Source organism: Variovorax guangxiensis, from assembly GCF_003952165.1.
Classification (GTDB): Bacteria; Pseudomonadota; Gammaproteobacteria; order Burkholderiales; family Burkholderiaceae_C; genus Variovorax; species Variovorax guangxiensis.
This window is the reverse complement of record NZ_RXFT01000018.1, coordinates 75312-90970: the sequence shown is the minus strand read 5'-3', so window position 1 is coordinate 90970 and position 15659 is coordinate 75312. Positions and strand designations below refer to the sequence as shown.

At 68.1% G+C, this 15659-nt stretch carries 15 protein-coding genes; 11 read left to right on the top strand and 4 right to left on the bottom strand.

The genetic code is table 11. The annotated features are described in order from the left end of the window. The first annotated feature begins 79 nt into the window (after window positions 1-79). On the top strand, window positions 80-724 hold the full coding sequence (locus EJP67_RS29470; RefSeq protein ID WP_126025268.1) for a retropepsin-like aspartic protease family protein: 645 nt from the start codon (window positions 80-82) through the stop codon (window positions 722-724). Between the two features lie 18 nt (window positions 725-742). Here EJP67_RS29470 and EJP67_RS29465 read toward each other — a convergent pair whose 3' ends face one another. The 3 genes from EJP67_RS29465 to EJP67_RS29455 all read right to left on the bottom strand — a co-directional run bounded on the left by EJP67_RS29465 (window position 743) and on the right by EJP67_RS29455 (window position 2352). Then, the gene (locus tag EJP67_RS29465) at window positions 743-1096 is read right to left on the bottom strand and encodes a RidA family protein (RefSeq protein ID WP_126025267.1); all 354 of its coding nucleotides are present in this window, start codon (window positions 1094-1096) and stop codon (window positions 743-745) included. Window positions 1097-1117: 21 nt separating this feature from the next. Then, window positions 1118-1756, bottom strand: a complete 639-nt coding sequence (gene plsY, locus EJP67_RS29460; protein ID WP_126025266.1) for a glycerol-3-phosphate 1-O-acyltransferase PlsY — start codon at window positions 1754-1756, stop codon at window positions 1118-1120. 101 nt (window positions 1757-1857) lie between these two features. Continuing rightward, window positions 1858-2352 (bottom strand): aminoacyl-tRNA deacylase, encoded by a 495-nt coding sequence (locus tag EJP67_RS29455; RefSeq protein WP_126025265.1) that lies wholly within the window; start codon window positions 2350-2352, stop codon window positions 1858-1860. Window positions 2353-2837: 485 nt separating this feature from the next. Here EJP67_RS29455 and EJP67_RS29450 point away from each other — a divergent pair, with 485 nt between their 5' ends. Further along, window positions 2838-3065 (top strand): hypothetical protein, encoded by a 228-nt coding sequence (locus EJP67_RS29450; RefSeq protein ID WP_126025264.1) that lies wholly within the window; start codon window positions 2838-2840, stop codon window positions 3063-3065. Between the two features lie 18 nt (window positions 3066-3083). Here the strand turns inward: EJP67_RS29450 and EJP67_RS29445 are convergent, their stop codons facing one another. Further along, window positions 3084-4145, bottom strand: a complete 1062-nt coding sequence (locus EJP67_RS29445; protein WP_126025263.1) for an aldo/keto reductase — start codon at window positions 4143-4145, stop codon at window positions 3084-3086. Between the two features lie 138 nt (window positions 4146-4283). Between EJP67_RS29445 and EJP67_RS29440 the strand changes: the two genes are divergently transcribed. The 9 genes from EJP67_RS29440 to EJP67_RS29400 all read left to right on the top strand — a co-directional run bounded on the left by EJP67_RS29440 (window position 4284) and on the right by EJP67_RS29400 (window position 15464). Then, window positions 4284-5210, top strand: a complete 927-nt coding sequence (locus EJP67_RS29440) for an alpha/beta fold hydrolase (protein WP_126025262.1) — start codon at window positions 4284-4286, stop codon at window positions 5208-5210. 283 nt (window positions 5211-5493) lie between these two features. Further along, the gene (locus EJP67_RS29435) at window positions 5494-7884 is read left to right on the top strand and encodes a type VI secretion system Vgr family protein (RefSeq protein ID WP_126025261.1); all 2391 of its coding nucleotides are present in this window, start codon (window positions 5494-5496) and stop codon (window positions 7882-7884) included. A 12-nt stretch (window positions 7885-7896) separates the two neighbouring features. Further along, complete coding sequence (locus EJP67_RS29430; protein WP_126025260.1) at window positions 7897-8361, top strand: hypothetical protein; 465 nt, start codon at window positions 7897-7899, stop codon at window positions 8359-8361. Next, window positions 8358-10961, top strand: coding sequence for a DUF2169 family type VI secretion system accessory protein (locus EJP67_RS29425; RefSeq protein WP_126025259.1), 2604 nt, complete (start codon window positions 8358-8360; stop codon window positions 10959-10961). Before EJP67_RS29430 ends, EJP67_RS29425 begins: the two co-directional genes overlap by 4 nt. Further along, complete coding sequence (locus tag EJP67_RS29420) at window positions 10958-12007, top strand: pentapeptide repeat-containing protein (RefSeq protein ID WP_126025258.1); 1050 nt, start codon at window positions 10958-10960, stop codon at window positions 12005-12007. Before EJP67_RS29425 ends, EJP67_RS29420 begins: the two co-directional genes overlap by 4 nt. Window positions 12008-12074: 67 nt before the next feature. After that, a complete protein-coding gene (locus EJP67_RS29415) occupies window positions 12075-12713 on the top strand; it encodes a DUF3540 domain-containing protein (RefSeq protein ID WP_126025257.1) in 639 nt (212 codons plus the stop codon). Window positions 12714-12749: 36 nt separating this feature from the next. After that, window positions 12750-13142, top strand: a complete 393-nt coding sequence (locus EJP67_RS29410; RefSeq protein WP_126025256.1) for a DUF4150 domain-containing protein — start codon at window positions 12750-12752, stop codon at window positions 13140-13142. Between the two features lie 136 nt (window positions 13143-13278). Then, entirely contained in the window at window positions 13279-14112 is an 834-nt protein-coding gene (locus EJP67_RS29405) for a MetQ/NlpA family ABC transporter substrate-binding protein (RefSeq protein ID WP_126025255.1), read from the top strand. After that, window positions 14109-15464 carry an LLM class flavin-dependent oxidoreductase gene (locus EJP67_RS29400; protein WP_126025254.1) on the top strand — a complete coding sequence of 452 codons (1356 nt, stop codon included), beginning with the start codon at window positions 14109-14111 and terminating at the stop codon, window positions 15462-15464. Before EJP67_RS29405 ends, EJP67_RS29400 begins: the two co-directional genes overlap by 4 nt. Window positions 15465-15659 lie beyond the last annotated feature (195 nt).

Below are 15659 nucleotides of genomic sequence, written 5' to 3'. Positions count from 1 at the left end.
CGGCGGACCGGCAGAGCCGGTTCCGCGGTATTCCTGGTCTATCAAGTCGAACAACCGACGCTGGAGCAGCAAGCCTCGTATGAAACATCTTCTCGTCGCAGCGCAGTTGTTCGCTGCCGCCGCCGTGGCGCATGCGGCCGGCTCGGTCACCCTGACCGGCAGCATCGGCAGCCGGGCGATCCTGATCGTGAACGGCAATCCGCCCAAGACGGTGGCGATCGGCGAGAGCTACCAGGGCGTGAAGCTGGTATCGCTGCAGGCCGAGCAGGCCGTGGTCGAGATGGAGGGCAAGCGCGTCAACCTGCGCATGGACACGCCGGTGAGCATCGGCGGTGGTGGCGGGTCGGGCGGGGGCGGGAGCCGCGTGGTGCTGTCGGCCGACAGCCGCGGGCACTTCATGACGCAGGGCGCCATCAACGGCCGGCCGGTCACCTTCATGCTCGACACGGGTGCGACGGCCATCGCGCTGTCGGCTGACGACGCCCAGCGCATCGGCCTGGACTACAGCAAGGGCCAGCGCGTGCTGATGAACACCGCCAACGGCACGGCTACCGGCTACAAGCTGCGCCTGCAGTCGGTGCGCGTGGGCGACGTGGAGGTGTACGACATCGACGCCATCGTCTCGCAGCAGGCCATGCCCTTCGTGCTGCTGGGCAACAGCTTCATCAACCGCTTCTCGATGCGGCGCGACGCGGACCAGATGGTCCTCGAAAAACGCTATTGAGCTAGGGCCAGGGCCTGTTCACGCCTGCGCGGCCGTCACCACGATCTCGATCTTGTAGGCCGTGTTGGCCATTTTGGCCTGCACGGTGGCGCGCGGCGGCGTGTTGCCGGCCGGGATCCAGGCGTCCCACACCTCGTTCATGGCGGTGATGTCGTCGATGTCGGCCAGGAAGATCTGCGTCATGAGAATGCGCGACTTGTCGCTGCCGGCTTCGGCCAGCAGGCGGTCGACCATGCCCAGCACCTGCGTGGTCTGGCCGCGGATGTCCTGCGTGGTGTCGTCGGGCACCTGGCCTGCGAGGTAGACGGTGCCGTTGTGCACTGCCGTCTCCGACAGGCGCGGGCCGACGTGGTAGCGGGTGATGGAAGCCATGGAACGTGTTCTTTCTTCGGTTCAGGTTGGTTTCTTCTTGGAGCCGAGCTTCGACTCCGTGCCGGCGGCGAGCCGGCGGATGTTCTCGCGGTGCCGCCAGATCAGCAGCAGGCTCATGACGATGATCGCGACCAGTGCCGTGCGGTCCAGCGGCCAGGCGATGCCGCCGCCGATCAGGTAGTAGGCCGGCGCGAAGAAGGCAGCCACCAGCGAGGACAGCGACGAATAGCGGAAGAAGATCGCGATGATCAGCCAGGTGGCGCCGGTGGCCAGCCCCAGCCAGGGCGCGATGCCCACCAGCACCCCAGCGGCCGTGGCCACGCCCTTGCCGCCCTGGAAGCCGAAGAACACCGGGTACAGGTGCCCGAGGAACGCGGCCACGCCGGCCACAGCGGCAACGCCCTCCCCCAGCCCCCACTGCGCGCCGAACTGGTGGATGAGAAACACGGGCACCCAGCCCTTGAGCGCATCCAGCAGCAACGTGGCGAGCGCCGCGCCCTTGTTGCCCGAACGCAGCACGTTGGTGGCACCGGGGTTCTTGCTGCCGTAGCTGCGCGGGTCGGCCATGCCGAGCGCCTTGCTGACGATGACCGCGAACGAAAGCGAGCCGATCAGGTACGACGCCACGATGGCAATGATGGAAGGCAAGGTGAAGCTCAAGACGGCACTCCGCGTGGGGTGGTTGTTGTTCTATTCGGCGACGACTGCCTGGAAGCGCGAGAGAGATCGCTGCAGGGTGGGCGACGTCGCCATGGCGGCGGCTATTCTGCCAGCGCGCATTGCACGGGCTTCGCGCCCAACAGCGCCACGCACACCTGCGGATCGATGCCGATCAGGTAGCCGCGCCGCCCGCCGTTGAGCACGATGCGCGGCAGCTCCAGGATGCTCGACTCCACGTACACCGGCATCTCGCGCCGCGTACCGAAGGGCGAAGTGCCGCCCACCATGTAGCCGCTGTGCCGCTGCGCCACCTCGGGCTTGCAGGGCTCCACCGACTTGGCGCCGATCTGACGCGCCAGATTCTTGGTCGACACCGTGCGGTTGCCGTGCATCAGCACGATCAGCGGCCTGGCGTCCTGGTCCTGCATCACCAGCGTCTTGATGACGGTGAAGGGGTCCAGCCCCAGCATCTCGGCGCCGCGCTGCGCGCCACCGTGCTCGACGTATTCGTAGGGGTGCTCGGTGAAGGCGATCTTGTGCGCGCGCAGCAGTTGCGTGGCGGGTGTCTCGGAGGTGTGGACGCTTTTCTTGGCCATCTGGGTGGCGACTTCCGGTTCAGGATGACTTCAGGAAATCCGGTGTATCGCAGCAAGAATCTGCCGCACCAATCGAATTCCGGTCGAGCCATGCAGCATACGCCAGCCCGGAGGGCGCGATTCCGTTCCCCACGCTGCGCCGCCCCGCCCTCACGGCGCTCGTGCTGGCGGTCGCGGCCATGCACGCGGCGGTGCTCTGGCTGCTTGTGATGGCGACGAAGCCGCATGGGCGCACTGCCGGTGCAGCGAAACGCATCGTCGTGGAAATGGTGCGCGCGGAGCCTCCGGCGGAAGCGGATCCGGCGCCACGCAAGAAGGCGGCATCGCCTGCCTCCACTTCGTCGCCGCGCCCGGCCGCCAGGCGGCCGCCGCAATCCGTTCGAGCCAAGGCGAACGCCGCTCCCGAGGCTCCGGCCGACACATCGCCCCCATCGCAAGCAGCAAGCGTTGCACCCGCGCCGCCGCCGATCCTCCACTCGGAAAGCATGCGCCGCGCCCTGCGCGACATCGCCCGCGAACGCTCCTTCGCCGACCGAGCCGCCGAGGATCTCAACGGCAGCCCGCGCTCGGGCTTCGACTCCAGCCTCAGCGCGGGCGTCGCAGGCGCCGCGCGCGGCGACTGCAGGAAGGGCGAGTTCAAGGGCGGCGGCATGGGCCTGCTGAGCCTGCCCGCGCTCGCCCTGGCTGCCGCGAACGGCGAATGCGCACGCTGACGGATCAGGGAACGGAACTCAGGCAGCCGGATCGCGGATTTCCCAGCGGATCTTGTCGACCTCGGCCAGGATTTCGGGCGACAGCGTCGTGCCGTACACGTCCAGGTCTTCCTCCAGCTGGGCCAGCGAGGTCACGCCGATGATCGTGCTCGCCACCTGCCACTTGGTGTAGCAGAAGGCCAGCGCCAGCTGCGTGGGCGTCAGGCCGTTGTCGCGGGCGAGCTGGTTGTAGCGCCTGGCCGCGCGCAGCGAATCGGGGCGGCCCCAGCGCTGCTTGCGCACCGATTCGTAGCTCGAGATGCGCGCGCCCTTGGGCGCGTCTGGCCCCTCGATGCCGCTCTGGTCGTACTTGCCGGTGAGCAGGCCGAAGGCCAGCGGCGAATATGCCAGCAGCGACACGCCCAGCCGGTGCATGGTTTCGTCCAACCCGTTCTCGTAGCCGCGGCTGATGAGGCTGTACACGTTCTGCACCGTCGCCACGCGCGGCAGGCCGTGCTGTTCGGCCAGCCGCACGAATTCGTGCACGCCGTAAGGCGTTTCGTTCGACAGGCCGATCGCGCGCACCTTGCCCGCCTTCACCAGCTTGCCCAGCGCTTCGAGTTGCTCGTGGATCGGCGTCTTCGAGGTTTCCTTGGCCGGGTCGTAGTAGATGTTGCCGAAGAGCGGCACATGGCGCTCGGGCCAGTGGATCTGGTAGAGGTCGATGACATCGGTGCGCAGCCGCTTCAGGCTGGCGTTGCACGAGGCTTCGATGTCGGTCGCCGTCATGCCGCTGCCTTCGCGCACCCAGGGCATGCCGCGCGAGGGGCCGGCCACCTTGGTCGCGACCACCAGCTTCTGGCGCGCGCCGGGGTTGGCGGCGAACCAGTTGCCGATGATGGTCTCGGTGAGGGAGTAGGTTTCCTTGCGCGTGGGCACCGAGTACATCTCGGCGGTGTCGATGAAGTCGACGCCCCGCTCCAGCGAGCGGCTCAGGATGGCGTGGGAAGTGGGCTCGTCGACCTGTTCGCCGAAGGTCATCGTGCCGAGGCAGATCGGGGTGACGTGCAGGTCGCTCTGACCGAGTTGGATCTTTTTCATGCGCGGGATGCTACCGCCCCGGTCTCAGGCCCGCCGGCCGCCGCGCCAAAACCCGAGCGCCGCGCGGCCTGCCGGCCGGCCGCTGCCTGTCCTGTGGCGGACTGCGTCAGTACAAAGGCCTCCTTATCATCGACGCCCATGTACCAAGCCCTCCGCCCCTCCCGCAGCGAATTCGTGCCCGTGCGCAACCTCAGCTACCACGTGCGGCTGTGGGGCCAGCCTTCCGACAAACGCCCGCCGCTGGTGCTGGTGCACGGCTGGATGGACGTGGCGGCGTCGTGGCAGTTCGTGGTCGACGCGATGGAGGAAGACCGCTTCATCATCGCCCCCGACTGGCGTGGCTTCGGCCTCACCGACGGCGGCGGCGTCGACAACTACTGGCTCGCCGACTACCTCGCGGACCTCGAATGGCTGCTCGACCACTACGCCGGCGAAGGTGAAAGCGCCCGGCAGATCGACCTCGTCGGCCACAGCATGGGCGGCAACGTCGCCATGCACTACGCCGGCGTGCGGCCGCAGCGCATCCGCCGCCTCGTCAACCTCGAAGGCTTCGGCATGCCCGCGCGCAAGCCCGACGAAGCGCCCGCGCGCTACGGCCAGTGGATCGACGAGCTCAAGCGCCTGCACCGCGGCGAAATGGCGCTGGCCGGCTACTCGGCCGTGGACGGCGTGGCCCGCCGCCTCATGAAGACCAATCCGCGCCTGACGCCCGACAAGGCCGCCTGGCTCGCAAGCCACTGGTCGGTGAACCACGCGCAGCCCGACGGCAGCGAGCGCTGGCAGATCCTCGGCGAGGCGGCACACAAGATCGTCAACGCGCACATCTTCCGCGTCGACGAGACGCTGGCGCTCTACTCGCGCATCACCGCGCCGCTGTTGATGGTCGAGGCATCGGACGACAGCCTGCACGGCTGGTGGAAGAACCGCTACACGCTCGACGAGTTCCACGAGCGGCTGAAGTCGGTCGGCAACGTGCGCATCGAGCGGCTCGAGGATGCAGGGCACATGCTGCACCACGACCAGCCGCGGATCGTCGCGCGGATGATCGAAGAGTTCATCGCCTGAAGAAGCCGGCTGCAGCCCGGTACTTCCCACTCCCTTCCTTCTGCACGCGCGGCGCGACATCGCGGCCGCCGCGGCTGCGGCTGCTTGGCCTGCTATTTGCAAAGAGAGCCTCACGCCGCTTCGTTGGCACAACGATGAGGCAGACCGTGGTGCGCTCGCGCGCCCAGGCGAGCAAACGTTTCACACCTAAGTTCGCAAACACGGCCTGCGGGTGCACGCGCGGTGGTCGATGCTGGTGCAGCCAGCACGTCTTGGGTGTTCTTGAGCGAAAGGGAGTCCTCGAATGACCAGAGTCGTACGCGCGCACACGCCACTGGGCGAAGAGCAACTCATGTTCCGCTCCATGCGCGGCGTGGAAGGGTTGTCGCAACTCTTCGAGTTCGAAGTCGACCTGCTGAGCCCGAGCATGTCGATCGACATGAAGGCCGTGCTCGGAAAGCCCCTCGCGCTCGAGATACAGACGGCCGGGGAACCGCGCTTTCTCAACGGCCAGATCGTTCGCTTCACGATGATCGGCAAGGAAGGCGACACCTCGCGCCACATCGTCTACCGCGCGAGCGTGCGGCCCTGGCTCTGGTATCTCACGCGCAGCAGCGACTGCAAGATCTTCCAGAACAAGTCGGTGGTCGAGATTCTGGAGGAGGTATTCGCCGACTACGGCTTCGCCTTCGAGAAGAGGCTCAGCGGCAGCTACCGGCAGTGGGAGTACTGCGTGCAGTACCAGGAAACCGACTTCGCCTTCGTCAGCCGGCTGATGGAGCACGAAGGCATCTACTACTTCTTCGAGCACGGGAAAAGCCAGCACACGCTGGTGCTGGCCGACGACATCGGCGCGCACGAACCCCTGCCGGCCTATCCGAAGATCAGCTATCTCGCCACCGACCGCGACCTCGCGCCGTTCCAGGAAGTGATCGACCAGTGGCAGGTCACGGAGGAAATCCGTCCCGGCAGCTACGTGGTGGATGACTTCGACTTCAAGAAGCCGCGCGCCGACCTCATGAACGTGCGAAACCAGCCGCGCGGCGGCGATCACGGCCAGTACGAGATGTACGAATGGCTCGGCGGCTTCAGCGAGTCCGAACAGGGTGAGCGCTACGCGCGCATCCGCCTCGAGGAGGCGCAGGCCCAGGCCGAGCGCGACACCGGCCATACCAACGTGCGTGGCATGGCGCCCGGCTATCGCTTCACCATGCAAAACTGCCCGCGCGAAGACGACAACCGCGAGTACCTCGTGGTGTCTGTCTCCTATGCGCTGCGCGAGGGAGGCTACGCGAGCGGCAGCGAGCCCGGCTCCTACAGCTTCGACTTCGCAGTGCAGCCCGCCAGTTGCGCCTTTCGCGCCCCGCGCGTGACGCCGATGCCGCGCGCCAACGGCCCGCAGACGGCCACCGTGGTGGGCAAGGCGGGACAGGAGTTCTGGGTCGACCAGTACGGCCGCGTGAAGGTGCAGTTCCGCTGGGACCGCTACGGCAAGAGCGACGAGAACAGCTCGTGCTGGGTGCGCGTCTCCAGCGCATGGGCCGGCTCGAACTACGGCGCCGTGAACCATCCGCGCCGGGGCCAGGAGGTGGTGGTCGACTTCATCGGGGGACACCCCGACCGGCCGATCATCATCGGCCGCGTCTACAACGCCGACCAGATGCCGCCGCTGGAGCTGCCGGCCAACGTCACGGTCAGCGGCTTCGTCAGCCGCAGCAGGGACGGCTCGGCCGCCAACGCCAACGAATTCATCCTCGACGACGCGCCAGGCTGCGAGCTGGTGCGGATCCACGCCGAGAAGGACTTCGAGATCGACGTGGAGAACGACCTGAGGATCCACGTCGAGAACGACGAGACCGAGACCATCGACGGCCATCGCAACACCCACGTGCTGAAGACCGACACCCTCACCGTCGACCGCACCCGCGACACCATCGTCAAGCAGAAGGACACCGCCGAGTACCGCAACGGCTCGAAGCTCACCGTCTCGGGCGCGCTCACCGAGCATTTCTTCGACAACCGCATCGAGACCACCACCAAGCTCGGTTCGAAGGAGACGGTGCTCAGCGGCCAGTCGGAAGTCATCGTCAACGCGGGCCTGCGCCACGAAACCTTCGACAAGGGACTGCTCGTGGACGTGAAGGAGGGCATGGACGAGGAGATCCACACCGGCAACTCGGTGCTGAAGACCCTCGCTGGCAACCGGCAGGAAACCTACCAGACCGGCTGGCAGCGCACCGTCGCGGGCGGCGGCGGCAAGGACAGCATCAAGGGCGGCCTGGAGGAAACCATCGAGACGGGCGACCACAACTCGACCGTATCGGCCGGCAACTACCACGGCAAGGCGCAGAAGGTGACGATCGAGGCCACGGCGGGCGACGTCGACATCAAGGCCAGCGGCGACTTCACCTTCGAGGGCAACCACGTCAAGCGCGTGAACCGCGTGCTGCTTTGGGACTGGTCGCCGACCGCGGTGACGGCCACCGGCCTGTCGAGCGCGACCTACGGCGTGAACAACAGCAACGCCGGCCTCACGTTCACGAGCAACATCAAGAAGATGGACGCCACCGCGCAGATCATGAACATGTATGCGCACCAGGCCAACTTCGGCTCCGTGAGCTTCTCGAACGTGGTGGCCGAGGAGCACGCCGGCGGCTTCTGGGGCGCGCTCAAGGGTTTCGTGCTCTTCGGCTGAGCACCAGGCCGGATGCCGGATGTCTCCTTCACGATCTGGTGGGTGCTGGCACCGCTGCTTGCCTGGCTGGCGTTCACCCTGTGCGTCACGCTCGCGCGCGAACGCCGGCGGCACGCCGCCAGGCTCGTGCGCACGCGCAGGGCTGCCGGCATCCTCGCGAACGGCGTGCCCGCCATGGCGCTGGTGATCTCCCTTTGCGACACCGGCCAACGCCGCTCGGGCGAAGGCACCACGTGGGCGATCGCGAAGCTGCATCTTCACGTGCAGGCCACCGCAGGCAGCGAGGCCTTCAACGTCGACCAGACCACCGCCATCGCCTTGCCCGACCTGCCCGACCACGCGGCCGGAAAGACCGTCGCGGTGCGCTTCGACCCGGTGAGCCGCGAAGTCGTGCTCGAGCGCCGCGGCAACTCCCCGGCCCACCACGGCGACGACCTCACCCGCCTTCGCCCATCCCCGGAAGCCGCCGACCGATGAAGACCGTCAAGCCCTTGCGCCTTGGCATCCTCACCCGCCCGTATCGCTGGCAGGGCGTCGACCAGCTCGGCGTGGCCGTCACGGCGCTCGCCAGCCTGGAAGCGCAGCCGAAGCTCATGGCCGACCAGGAGCTGTGGCAGACCGTCAGCGAGGAAATCGGCGGCATGGGCGTGTTCGACATGGGCGTGCCCAAGTGCATGCCGGAAATGCTCGCGAGCGGCCACGCATACACCCGTCACCAGCAGGACAAGACCGAGTGCGCCGTGCGCCTGCGCGTCGCTGGCCTGGAGAAATCCCTGCACGTATCCGGCGACCGCTACTGGCTCGACGGCCGCCTGAGCGCGCCGCAGCCCTTCGAGGCGATGCCGCTGGACTGGGCGCATGCCTATGGCGGGCAGGACGTGCCGGAAAACCCGGGCGGCATCGGCGCGTTCGACGAGACGATCAACGGCGTGCACACCCGCCGCGCGCCGAACGTGGAAGCCGTTCACGGGCGGGTGCGCTCGCGCGGACAGGAGGTGGCGCCCGCCAGCTTCGGCCCGGTGCCCATCGACAGCCCTCGGCGCATGGCCCTCATGGGCAGCAGCTACGGGCAGCACTGGCTGGAGAGGCACTTCCCCGGCTTCGCTCCGGACATGGACTGGCGCTTCTTCAATGCCGCGCCCGAAGACCAGCGCTGGCCGGCCCTGCAGGAACTGCCGCCCGGCGCTCCTTACGAGATCCTCAACATGCACCCGGAGAAGCCGGTGCTCGCCGGCACCCTGCCCGACTGGCGCGCGCGCTGCTTCGCGAGCTTCGACAAGGACGGCAACGGGCTGCGCGAAATCGCCCTTCGGCTGACCACCGCCTGGTTCTTTCCGCATCGCGAGCGCGTGGCGCTCGTCTGGCACGGCGTGCTGCCGGTGCGCGAGGACGACGCGGCGGATGTGCGGCACATCATGCCGGCGCTGGAACTACCTCGGCAGCCGCGCACGGCCGAGCACTACCAGTCGGTGCTGCTCCAGCGGCTGGACACCGCCCGCGGCGGCCTGCTCGCCTTTCGCGACAGCGACCTTGCGCCGAAAGAGATCCTCGGCGGCTGGAGCGTCCTCGACGCCCCCGACCCGATGCAGCGGCCGCTGGTGCGCAACCTCCGTGCCGGGCAACTGCGCGAACACGAGAAACGGCGCGCAGAACTCATCGCACTGGGCGTGGACCCCGACAAATACCTGCCGGCCCCCCTGCCCCCGGCCGCACCGCTGCCCTTCGACGACGTGCCCGGGCATTTCGAGCGCATGCAGGGAGAAATGATGGAAGCCCGAAGCAGACTCGAGGCGGAAAGCGCGCGGATGCGCCGCAGGCAGGAAGACGAGATCGACCCCGCCCTGCTCCACAAGAGCCGCGAGCAGCCGCAGCGCTTCGATCCGGATGCGCTCATCAGGCAGCTGGAACAGCTCGCGGCCACGCCGTCCTCCTCGCCAGCCACCCCGGACCCTGCCCCTGCACTCATGCCCGCCGGAACCAGGGAGCGGATGACGGTGCAGATCAGGCAGGGCTATCTCCACGGCGCCCACCTCTTCGACCCCGCGCCGCCCATGCCCTCGTTCCGCTCGGCGAAGCTGCGCCGGCAGTTGGCGGCGGCCGCTCCCGGCGAGCGCGATTTCCGCGGCATGCGGCTCGTCGGTGCCGATCTCTCGGGCATGGACCTGAGCGGCGCGGATTTTTCCGGCGCCGCCCTCGAAGACGCCAACCTCGAGGGAACCCTGCTCGCGAACGCCAACTTCGATGGCGCGGTGCTGGCGCGCGCCAGGCTTTCTCGCGCCTCGGCGCCCGGCACGATCCTGCGAAACGCCAACCTCGGCGGCGCGCACTGCGAGTACACGGACTTCTCCGGTGCCGACCTGAGCGGGACCAACTGCGAAAAGGCGCGCTTCATGTCATGCAACATGGCCAACACCACGCTCGACCAGACGCGCCTGACCGAGAGCGAGATGAGCCAATGCGACTTCCGCGGCTCCGATTGGCACCAGGTGTTCCTGACGAAGCTGCGCATGAACGGTATCGCCCTCGACGGCGCCTCTTTCCAGCAAGTGGTGTGGCTCGAATGCACGCTGGCGGACGTGCGTTTCGTCAACGCGTCGCTGGTGCGCTGCGGCTTCGTCACCACCGACTGCAGCCAGTCGGCCGACTTCTCCGACGCGCGGCTCGACGCCTGCAGCTTCGCGCACGGCAGCACGCTCGCAGGAGCCATCCTGCGCCGTTGCGTGCTGAAGCAATGCGGGCTGCGCACCACGGCGCTGACGCGCGCGGACCTGGCGCAGGCGTGCCTGGACAACTGCGACTTCTCCGAATGCGCGCTGCAGGAGGCCAACATGGAGCGGCTCATCGCCGGCGAAAGCCTCTTCGTGCGCGCCGACCTCACCGGCGCCACCCTGCGCGGCGCCAACCTCATCGATGCCAACTTCTCCAAGGCCGTCTTCACGCAGGCAGACCTGAGCGGCGCCAACCTGTTCCGCACCGATGTGTCGCAAAGCCTGCTCGACGGCACCACCCATCTGCTCGGCGCCTACACGCGGCATGCCCGAACCTTGCCCGCGCGACGCGCTCCTGCCGCCGAATGACCCGCGATGAACTCGTCGACAAGGTCCGCCACGGCATCCAGGTCGGCAGCGCCGACTGCAGGGGATGGGACTTGAGTGGCCTCGATCTCTCGGGCGCGATGATGGACGACGTCGACTTCGGCGGCGCGAACTTCTCGCACGCCAACCTCGAGGGCAGCTCGCTGTCGCATTGCTCGCTGTCGGGCTGCGACCTCTCCTTCGCTCGCCTGAAGGAAGTGCAGTTCTTCCGCAGCCGCATGGATGCCGCACGGTTCGAGGCCGCCGAGCTGGAAGCGGCCTCTTTCGCCGAATGCCATGCGGCGCGGGCCAGCTTCGCGCAGGCCAGGCTCGACCTCGCAAGGTTCTTTCGCTGCGAACTGACTGAAAGCCGGCTGGGATCGTCCCGCTTCGAACGGGCGAGCTTCATCGAGTCGCAGCTCGGGCAGGCCGATTTCAGCGGCGCGGTGCTGGCCTACGTGACCTTCCTTCGGCTCGACCTGAGGACTGCCGTCTTCCAGGGCGCGTCGGCCATGAACGCGATGTTCCTGGAGTGCGACCTGAGCGGCCAGTGCTTCGCGGGCCTTTCGCTGCCCATGTGCCAGTTCACCGACAGCCGACTGGACGGCGCCGACTTCAGCGGCGCCACGCTCACTCAGGCCAACTTCAAGGGCGCGACGCTGAAGCGGGCGAATTTCTCGAACGCGGATGCATGCCAGGCCTTGTTCCCCGAGGCCGACCTCGGCGACGCCGACTGCAGCGGCGCACGCTTTGACCAGTCGATCTGGGCACAGGCCCTGCTGGAGCGCACCGACTTCTCTGGAGCCCACTTGCCCCTTTGCGTGTTCCACCGCGCACGCTGCTCCGGCGCGAGCTTTCGCGATGCCGCGATGCAGGATGCCGACCTTTCGCATGCCGACCTGAGTGGCGCCGACCTCGGCGGCGCGCAATTCCTGCGCACCCGCCTGCATCGCGCGCAGCAGGAAGGCGCCCGGTTCTCCAGCCGCGCCGGAATCATCGAGAACGAGCCCGAACTCTTCAAGGCGCAGGCCTGGTCCGGCCCGCACTGAATCCTGCCCCCCCGACAGCCCGCTTTTTTCGAGAAACACACCAACCAACATCGATAAGGAATCAGCCATGAATGTCGTTCCACTGCGTCCCGGCTTCGCAGCGACCGCCACGCCGGTCCATTTCGTTGGCCGGCTGACGGCCTCGCTGCCCGATTCGAACTTCGAGGTGGAAGACGAACACGGCGAAACCTGGCGCTGCCGCCGCGCGGCCAGCTGCCTGCTGAGACCCGAGGCGGGCGATACCGTGCTGCTGTCGGGCCCCGACAGCGCCCGGGTGTACCTGATCGCGGTGCTCGAACAGGCCGACAGTTCGGTCAGCCGGCTCGATGCGGCCGGCGCGCTGTCGATCGAGAGCCCGGACGGCCTGCGGCTGAGCAGCGGCGCCGAACTGCAGATGCGGGCCGCGCAATGGAACCTCCAGGCCGACAGCGGCCAGTGCCGCGTCGACGACATGCGCTTCACCGGCCAGGCCCTCGACGCCACGGTGGGCCGGCTGCGGCTGGTCGGCCAGGTCTTCGAATCGGTGGCGGACCGCGTGGTGCAGATGGCGCGCAGGGCGCTGCGCGTGGTGGACGAGACCGAGCAGGTCCGCGTCGGCCATCTCGACTGCGAAGCCGGCGGCACGGCACGCCTGCACGCCCGCCACACGGTGGTCACGGCCAGCGACCTCGTCAAGGTCGATGCCGCGCAGATCCACATGGGCTGACCCGTCCCCCTCCACCTCGCCGAAAGGAGCACCGCCATGTTCGCCAACTGCCAGCTGATGGGAATGGACCTCGCCTTTCCCGACGTCTGCAAGACGCCACCCGCCGCGATGGCGCCCATTCCATACCCCAACATGGCGTTCGGCCCCACGGCCGTGCCGAACGCCTGGAACATCCTCTTCATGTGCATGCCCGCGCACAACATGGCGACCACCACGCCGATCACGCTGGGCGACACCACCGGCGCGGGCGGCGGCATCGTCTCGCAGACCTTCATGAGCCAGTCGCGGCACGTGACGGGGGCGTTCACCGTGCTGGTCAAGGGCACGCCGGCCACGCGCATGACCAGCCTGAGCGCGCAGAACCGGGGCAACATGGTGGGCATGCGGATCGTGCCCAGCCAGTGCAAGGTGATGATCCTCTCGCCCTGAAGCCGCGGGCCGCCGGAACCGGGCCGACATCCCATATCCGGCCAGCGGATAAGGAAGCGCGCAAATCTTCGTTCGCCGGGCAGGCATCGCACCCTAGAGTGCCCAACTCCTTTCGCCGCCCCCTGGAGTTGTCGTCATGCCTTCCTCTTCGCGCGCGCCGTCGTGGCTGCGCCGCTTCGCCCCGCTGCTCGGCGGCCTCGCCCTGAGCCTGGCGGTCCAGCTTTCCGCCCACGCCGCCGACCTGCGCGTGGGCTTCATGCCCGGCCCGTACCGCGATGCCTTCACCAACGGCATCGAGCCCCAGCTGAAGAAGCTGGGCTACACCGTCAAGTACGTCGAGTTCAGCCAGGGCGTGCAGCCCAACGACGCGGTGGAGCGCGGGCAGATCGACGCCAACATCTTCCAGCACACGCTGTACCTCAACGCCACCAACAGGCAGCAGGGCTTCGACCTCGTGCCGGTGGTGCATGTGCCGACCCCGCCGATGGGCCTCTACTCGCAGCGCCACAAGTCCCTCGACACCGTGCCCGACGGCGCAACGGTCACGCTGCCATCCGACCCGGTGAACGCGGCGCGCGCGCTCAACATCCTCGCGGGCATCGGCTGGGTGACGCTCAAGCCGGGCGTGAGCCCGGTCTCGGTGTCGGAGCGCGACATCGTCGCCAACCCCAAGCGCCTGAAGCTGGTGCCGCTCGAAGCCGCGCAGGCCCCGCGCTCGCTGGCCGACGCCGACATCGCCGCCGTGCAGGGCAACTTCGCCATCGCGTCGGGCCTGAAGCTCACCGAGGCGCTGAAGCTGGAGAACATGACGCTGCCCTACGTGAACGTGGTCGCCGTCAAGCGCAGCAACGAGAGCGCGAAATTCGCGCAGGACATCGCGGCGGCCTACCAGTCGCCCGAATTCCAGCGCTTCTTCAGGGCCAACCCGGCATGGGCCGGCTACCGGCTGCCCGACTACTTCTCGCAATGAGCCTTTCGAACAACAAGACCGCGCCGCGGCAGCTGCACCTCAACGTCAACATCCTGCATTCGGGCTTCGTGCCCTCGGCGTGGCGCCTGCCGCAGAGCGATCCGTGGGCCTTCGCCGACATCCAGCACTACATCCGCACCGCGCAGATCGCCGAGGCCGGCAAGCTCGACGCGGTGTTCCTCGCGGACAACGCGGCCATCGTCGACCAGATCCACTTCCGCCCGATCACCGCGCTGGAGCCCACGGTGCTGCTGGCCTGCGTGGCCGCGGCCACCACGCACATCGGCCTGATCGCCACCGCCTCGACCAGCTACAACGAGCCCTACAACATCGCCCGCCGCTTCGCCACGCTCGACCATGTGAGCAGTGGCCGCGCCGGCTGGAACGTGGTGACCACGGCCGACCTGCCCTCGGCGCGCAACTTCGGCCTCGACGCCACGCCCGACCACGCGAAGCGCTACGCGCGCGCCTCCGAGTTCACCGACGTGGTGAAAGCGCTGTGGGACAGCTGGGAGGACGATGCCTTCGTCGGCGACAAGGCCTCCGGCAGCTTCATCGACACCGCCAAGGTGCATGCCATCGCGCATCGCGGCGAGCACTTCGCGGTACAGGGCCCGCTTAACCTTCCGCGCTCGCCGCAGGGCCACCCGGTGCTGGTGCAGGCCGGAGCCTCGGCCGACGGACGCGAGCTGGCCTCACGCCACGCGGAGGCTGTGTTCTCCGCCTCGCAGTCCTTCGAGGAATCGCTGGCCTATGCCCGCGCACTGAAAACCCGCGCCGCCGAACTGGGCCGGGGCCCCGACGCGGTGAAGGTGCTCGCGGGCCTGACCACCATCGTCGGCGCCACCGAGGCCGAGGCGCGCCGCCGCCGCGACGAACTGGTCGATCTGATCCCTTGGGACTACAGCCTCACGCGCATCGCCGGCACGCTCGGCATCACGCCCGACCGCCTGAAGCTCGACGAGCGCCTGCCCGACAACCTGCCGCTGCCCGCCAATGGCAACGGCAACCACACCTTCTTCAACGCGGTGGTCGCGGCCGGGCGCACGCACGGCTACACGATGCGCCAGCTGATCCGCGAACTCGCGGGCGGCGGGGGGCACCGTGTGATCGTCGGCACGCCGGAGCAGATCGCGGACGACATCGAGCGCTGGTTCAGCGCCGGTGCGGCGGACGGCTTCAACCTGATGCCTGACGCGCTGCCGCACGGGCTGCAGGATTTCGTCGACGGGGTGGTGCCGATCCTGCAGAAGCGCGGGATCTTCCGCACGGAATACGAGGGGCGCACGCTGCGCGATCACCTGGGGCTGGCGCGGCCCGCGGGGCGAACGGCGCAGCGGCTGGCAGCCTGAAAAAGGCTTGTTGTTCAGGGGACGATCACGCCAACGGGGTACCTTGCTCCGCGAATGTCCCCCGGCCTTCGGCCTCCTCCTTTATTTCGCTGCGCAAGGTACCCCATCGTCGTGATCGACAAGCGCAGTGGTCGAACCGCCGGCGCCAGCAGAGCACCCATATGCACAGGGCGTCGGGTGCTCCCCGCAGCGAAA

Excerpts from the sequence above, each read along its gene's own strand:
- EJP67_RS29405 (WP_126025255.1), top strand. The coding sequence starts at position 13,279 with ATGCCTTCCTCTTCGCGCGCGCCGTCGTGGCTGCGCCGCTTCGCCCCG.
- EJP67_RS29455 (WP_126025265.1), bottom strand. The coding sequence starts at position 2,352 with ATGGCCAAGAAAAGCGTCCACACCTCCGAGACACCCGCCACGCAACTG.
- EJP67_RS29470 (WP_126025268.1), top strand. The coding sequence starts at position 80 with ATGAAACATCTTCTCGTCGCAGCGCAGTTGTTCGCTGCCGCCGCCGTG.
- EJP67_RS29440 (WP_126025262.1), top strand. The coding sequence starts at position 4,284 with ATGTACCAAGCCCTCCGCCCCTCCCGCAGCGAATTCGTGCCCGTGCGC.
- EJP67_RS29400 (WP_126025254.1), top strand. The coding sequence starts at position 14,109 with ATGAGCCTTTCGAACAACAAGACCGCGCCGCGGCAGCTGCACCTCAAC.
- EJP67_RS29430 (WP_126025260.1), top strand. The coding sequence starts at position 7,897 with ATGCCGGATGTCTCCTTCACGATCTGGTGGGTGCTGGCACCGCTGCTT.
- EJP67_RS29425 (WP_126025259.1), top strand. The coding sequence starts at position 8,358 with ATGAAGACCGTCAAGCCCTTGCGCCTTGGCATCCTCACCCGCCCGTAT.
- EJP67_RS29435 (WP_126025261.1), top strand. The coding sequence starts at position 5,494 with ATGACCAGAGTCGTACGCGCGCACACGCCACTGGGCGAAGAGCAACTC.
- EJP67_RS29445 (WP_126025263.1), bottom strand. The coding sequence starts at position 4,145 with ATGAAAAAGATCCAACTCGGTCAGAGCGACCTGCACGTCACCCCGATC.
- EJP67_RS29465 (WP_126025267.1), bottom strand. The coding sequence starts at position 1,096 with ATGGCTTCCATCACCCGCTACCACGTCGGCCCGCGCCTGTCGGAGACG.
- EJP67_RS29410 (WP_126025256.1), top strand. The coding sequence starts at position 12,750 with ATGTTCGCCAACTGCCAGCTGATGGGAATGGACCTCGCCTTTCCCGAC.
- EJP67_RS29450 (WP_126025264.1), top strand. The coding sequence starts at position 2,838 with ATGCGCCGCGCCCTGCGCGACATCGCCCGCGAACGCTCCTTCGCCGAC.
- EJP67_RS29415 (WP_126025257.1), top strand. The coding sequence starts at position 12,075 with ATGAATGTCGTTCCACTGCGTCCCGGCTTCGCAGCGACCGCCACGCCG.
- EJP67_RS29420 (WP_126025258.1), top strand. The coding sequence starts at position 10,958 with ATGACCCGCGATGAACTCGTCGACAAGGTCCGCCACGGCATCCAGGTC.